Consider the following 4,958-nt stretch of genomic DNA (forward strand, 5'->3'; position numbering starts at 1 on the left):
TCGGCCGTGAGTTTTTTGCGCAAGGATTCGATGCGGGAAAGAAGCTCACCGATGCCGACGTGGCGTATATCCGTGGTCCACAAACTAAAGGTTCCGCGGCCGGCATAAAACGCAGGCTTGCCATAGACCACCACGCGGTCGCCGTCTTTGAGCGGGGTGGGGCGGTTACGGATGATCTCCGTGGGACAGGTCAGCTGAACAGAGACTTCCTGTTCCACATCGCGCAAGGTCAGATAGGAGAGTTTCCAATTGGGTTTGACGTTGATCTGGGCAAGCTGGCCCTCCACCCACAGGTGGCCGAGACGCTCAATCCAGTTCTTGACCTGGGTGTTGACTTCTCTGACCGGCCAGGGTGAATCCGGCGTTGATTTCGCAGACGGCACAGGTGTGTGACCCTCCTTATTCCATCGGCAATAAGTGAATTTTCCCGCATTATTCCGTATTTAAACTGGTAGTAGGCGTGCACTACCACTAAAACCACGGTCAACGGGAAGGTTTGAGCCTCTAGTCTAGGTCTTTTGCCAAACGTTGGATACGCTGGGAGCCATGAGCTCACCTTTAACCAGCCCCAGCCCTAAAACCGGAAAGAAGATTCTGCTTGCTGCCCCCCGCGGATACTGCGCCGGTGTTGACCGTGCCGTAGTCACCGTGGAGCGTGCACTCGAGGAGTATGGTGCTCCCGTGTACGTGCGCAAGGAGATCGTGCACAACCGTTATGTTGTGGACACCCTCGCTGAAAAGGGTGCCATCTTTGTCGATGAGGCTTCGGAAGCACCGGAAGGTGCCCACATGGTGTTCTCCGCACACGGCGTCAGCCCTGCCGTCCATGCAGAGGCTGAGGCCAAGAACCTCAAGACCATTGACGCCGCCTGCCCACTGGTGACCAAGGTCCACAATGAGGTTCGTCGTTTTGCCAAGCAGGGTTTCCACATCCTCTTCATCGGCCATGAGGGCCATGAGGAGGTGGAAGGCACCATGGGACACTCCCTGGAGCGCACCCACCTGGTGGATGGCCTTGACAGCATCCCGAACCTACCGGCATTTCTTGCTGATGAGGCGAACCTGATCTGGCTGTCCCAGACCACCCTTTCTGTGGATGAGACCATGGAGATCGTCCGCGAACTCAAGAACACCTACCCGCAGTTGCAGGATCCACCATCTGATGACATCTGCTACGCCACCCAGAACCGCCAGGTTGCGGTCAAGGCGATCGCACCACGTTGCGATCTCATGATCGTGGTCGGTTCCACCAACTCCTCCAACTCGGTCCGCCTTGTTGAGGTTGGCCTCCAGGCCGGCGCCAAAAACGCCTACCTGGTTGATTACGCCCACCAGATCGATGAGGCCTGGCTCGAGGGTGTGGAGACCATCGGAATCTCCTCCGGTGCTTCCGTGCCTGAGATCCTGGTTCAGGGTGTCATTGAGCGCCTTGACGGCTACGGCTTCGACGATGTTGAGGAAGTCACCTCAGCAGCTGAGAAGATCGTGTTCTCACTGCCTCGCGTACTACGCCCGGCGCGTACCAGTTCTTAAGCGCTAACAGAAAATGCCCCTCAAATTTTTGAGGGGCATTTTCTAGCTGTACAGGTCATCATCCAAGGACTTGCGTCTACGGGGCTTGGGGGGTCGTGCTTGTCGAGGCTCCACCGGGCCCGGCTGCTGGGGTTGCGGGGGAGGTGCGACCTGGGGGCCCGGGGTCGGTGCGAAATCCGAGTGCTGGGCAACCTGCTGGCGGCGTTCCTGGCTGCGACGGATCAGCTCATCGACGGTGACCTGGCTACCCGGCCTGTCCTGCATCCGTCGTGAGGAAGGCCGGGCGCGGGTGGATTGCGCCCGTGCACGGCTGGCCACGGTGGTGTTGGCACGATCCTCCTCACGCCGGGCCCTGCGGGCCTGCTCGCCACTGGTCTGCAGATGCTGCTGATTACGGCGCAGCAGCATGATTCTGGCCACCCCAATCAATGCAGATACCAAGGTGACCAGGATGAGGGCGGGGAACATCTCCGCCAGGGGATAGATCGCGGTGAGGATCGCAGTTGCTGACACTCCCTGCCCGCCGGCAATACCCTGTTGGGAGACGAACCAGGCGGTCAGTGGTGTGAAAATACCAAAGAGGATGGGCATGGACGCCACGGTGAGGAATAGTCCACGAGCCTCCACCAGCAGGGCCACACCCAGGCTGCCGATGATGAACAGCAGCTGATAGGGCAGTCCGATATCACCCAGCAGCAGGCTCAACAACAAGCCGGTGATCAGCGATGCGAAGACAACGGCAGGACCGGACCAGGTGGGCAAACCCACAAAGGGGGCCTGTCGATCTGATCTGGAACTTCTCCTCGGTGATGCTGATCCATGTGACACGTGTTGATACATTACCGGTCTTTATCGGAAAACTGGACTTCACTCCCGAGTGCTATGACTCAAACCCCGTTTCAGGGGGCCGTGGAAGCAATTATTTCCGGCGTAGAAAATCAATTGTCTGCGAGGCAAACTTCCGGCCCGTGGACAGTCGCTTCTTCAACAACGTGCGGCGGATCTCATTGGGATCCGCCACCGGCAGCGGTGCCCGGTAGTCCGGCAGGGGAGCATCCTCAGGCTTATGCTGCGGCAGAACACTGCGGTAATAATCCTTACGCAGCTGGATACCCTGACCTTCAGAATGGCGCCCCGCAAGCGGGCCGAAAGGACTGATGTAGTTGATGTCCTCGGCTGTTTTCTCACCGGCCTGCAAAGAGGTGATGTCCTGGAAATAACGGAAGGCCACAGCAATCATGGCTGCCACCGGCACCGCCAGGAACGCACCAATGATGTTAAACAACGTACCGCCGACCGTGACAGACAGCAGCACAATCACCGGGTGCAGGTTCATGGCCTTGGACTGCAACAGTGGGGAGAGGATATTACCCTCGATCTGCTGCACAGCCACCACGATGATCAACACGATCACAGCTTCCGTGAAACCAAGTGACACCAGAGCGATCAGCACCGCGAGGGCACCCGCGGTGAACGCGCCGATGATGGGGATGAAACCGGCCACGAAGGTGATCACCGACAGTGCAAACGCCATCGGTACACCCACCAGCATCAAGCCGATGCCGATGAAGAAGGCATCCACCGCGGAGACAATCGCCTGGGCCCGGATGAAGCCAGCCAGGGTGGTCCATGCGCGGGTGAGCAGCTCAGTCAAGTGCCAACCGGAGGTCTCACCGACAGCCTGACGTGCCCACGGCAGGAAACGGTCACCGTCCTTGAGGAAGAAGAACGTGAGAACCAGAACCACACCCAGGGTGATCACCACACTGGTGGCCATGCCGATGCCGGAGAAGATCTCACCGGCGATCGTGCCCGCTTGATTCTGCAACCAGGCGGCAACCTCATTGAAGAAGTTAGTCAGGTCATCAGAATCCAGATTGAAAGGCTCACCCTGCAACCACAACTGCACACTAAGAATGCCATCAAATACCTGGTAATACAGCGTCTGAGACTGCCGCCCGATGCTTGGTGCAATCAACCAGAACACACCCGCGATGACAGCGAAGAAAATAATGATGGTGACCATGGCAGCTGCGGCCGGTGGAAACTTCAACCTGCGCAACCACATATTTGGCGTGGACAACACTGAGCACACGATCAGCGCCAGAATCACCGGCAGCACACCACGCCACAACTGCCCCAGAATCAACCATCCGACATAGCCGGCAGCAATGATGAGCAGCACACGCAGGCACCACATGGAGACATGACGCAGGCTTTCACCGATCACCACGGAACGATCAATGCGCGCCGGGTAATGCTGATGATCATCATCGTCGGGGGCTGTTTCCTGCATGACAGGTAGCGCCTCATTGGTATCTGCATCCACGAAGGCTTCAAGCTTCTCCGGAAAATCATCCATCTTTGCCACGATTACCTATTGTGCCCCTAAATGGGACCCAAAGGCGGAGACACCCCCACGAATTCTCGTGGAGGTGTCTTCAGGGATTGCTTATCTGCAGTGAATGCCGGTGCACTTTATGGCCGTTCAAACTCCTGCTCGATCAGCAGTGTGTCAGTGGCATAGGGGGAGGAGCCGAAGGCGCCACTGCGCTCATCGGTAGTTTTACGCAGCGCTAGTGCACTGAAGACCAGGCCGCCCCAGATGATGATGATGAACAGGGACATCATGATGATGGCTGTTGTGCTCATGCTTAAGCCCTACCTTCCGGGATGGTGTCGGTGACAATCGGAATCGCATGGGAATCCTCAGTGGCATCAAATGCCATGATCGGAACATCAGACTTCCAACGGCGCGGCCTGTGGAGCTTGCGGCTGAATTCCGGCATGACACCGAAGTCCGAACCGGGAGGACCATCCACATTGAGGTGCCCGGGCCACGGAATCATCGGCGCAACAATGGCGACCAGGAGGATGATCCCCAGAACCGCCCAACCGAAGATCGCAACCTGAATTTCGGAGTACCCGCCATAGGGTTCCTGCGACAGGGTGATCAGTTCCTGAACCAGGGTGAAACCCAGAACCAAAGTGGTGACGTTGACAACACAGATGCGCCAGATGGTGTTCACACGGAATGAGGACACCGCATTGAGGTGCATGGAGAACTCATCAATACGACGCAATACCCAGTCCACGGTGATGACCACGATCAACGCAATGGCCACGATACCGACGTTATTGGTGAACTTATCCATGATGTCCAGCGACGCCAGGCCGGAGGTGGTGGAAAACAGAGCCAGGGAGATGGCAGCCATGACCACACCGACGCTAATGGCTGCAGTCTTACGCTTGAGATCAAACTTGTCCTTGACCGCGGAGACCACAACCTCCAGCAGTGAGAACAGGGAGGTGAAGCCAGCGATGAACAAGGAAGCGAAGAACAGGAAGCCGAAGAGCCCACCCAGCGGCATCTGGTTGATGATGGCTGGGAAGGCTACAAACGCCAGACCGATGCCGGAGGTGGC

The 4,958-nt window shown here is 57.6% G+C and carries 5 protein-coding genes and 1 pseudogene; 1 reads left to right on the top strand and 5 read right to left on the bottom strand.

Features of this window, described 5'->3' with window-relative positions; all coding sequences use genetic code 11:
• A partial coding sequence (locus Q0M74_RS12850; protein WP_293955088.1) for an exodeoxyribonuclease VII large subunit occupies positions 1-383 on the bottom strand: 383 nt, incomplete at its 3' end.
• A 163-nt stretch (positions 384-546) separates the two neighbouring features.
• Between Q0M74_RS12850 and Q0M74_RS12855 the strand changes: the two genes are divergently transcribed.
• Positions 547-1,533 carry a 4-hydroxy-3-methylbut-2-enyl diphosphate reductase gene (locus tag Q0M74_RS12855; RefSeq protein WP_293955089.1) on the top strand — a complete coding sequence of 329 codons (987 nt, stop codon included), beginning with the start codon at positions 547-549 and terminating at the stop codon, positions 1,531-1,533.
• 42 nt (positions 1,534-1,575) lie between these two features.
• Here the strand turns inward: Q0M74_RS12855 and Q0M74_RS12860 are convergent, their stop codons facing one another.
• The 4 genes and pseudogenes from Q0M74_RS12860 to Q0M74_RS12875 form a co-directional block, all read right to left on the bottom strand.
• Entirely contained in the window at positions 1,576-2,361 is a 786-nt protein-coding gene (locus Q0M74_RS12860) for a DUF6542 domain-containing protein (RefSeq protein WP_366088330.1), read from the bottom strand.
• A gap of 91 nt (positions 2,362-2,452) precedes the next feature.
• Entirely contained in the window at positions 2,453-3,829 is a 1,377-nt protein-coding gene (locus Q0M74_RS12865; RefSeq protein ID WP_293955093.1) for an AI-2E family transporter, read from the bottom strand.
• 182 nt (positions 3,830-4,011) lie between these two features.
• Positions 4,012-4,185, bottom strand: a complete 174-nt coding sequence (metS, locus tag Q0M74_RS12870; protein WP_293955090.1) for a methionine/alanine import NSS transporter subunit MetS — start codon at positions 4,183-4,185, stop codon at positions 4,012-4,014.
• Between the two features lie 2 nt (positions 4,186-4,187).
• Positions 4,188-4,958 (bottom strand): annotated as a pseudogene (locus Q0M74_RS12875) (sodium-dependent transporter); the annotation flags it as partial.

The organism is uncultured Corynebacterium sp., from assembly GCF_945649885.1.
Taxonomy (GTDB): Bacteria; Actinomycetota; Actinomycetes; order Mycobacteriales; family Mycobacteriaceae; genus Corynebacterium.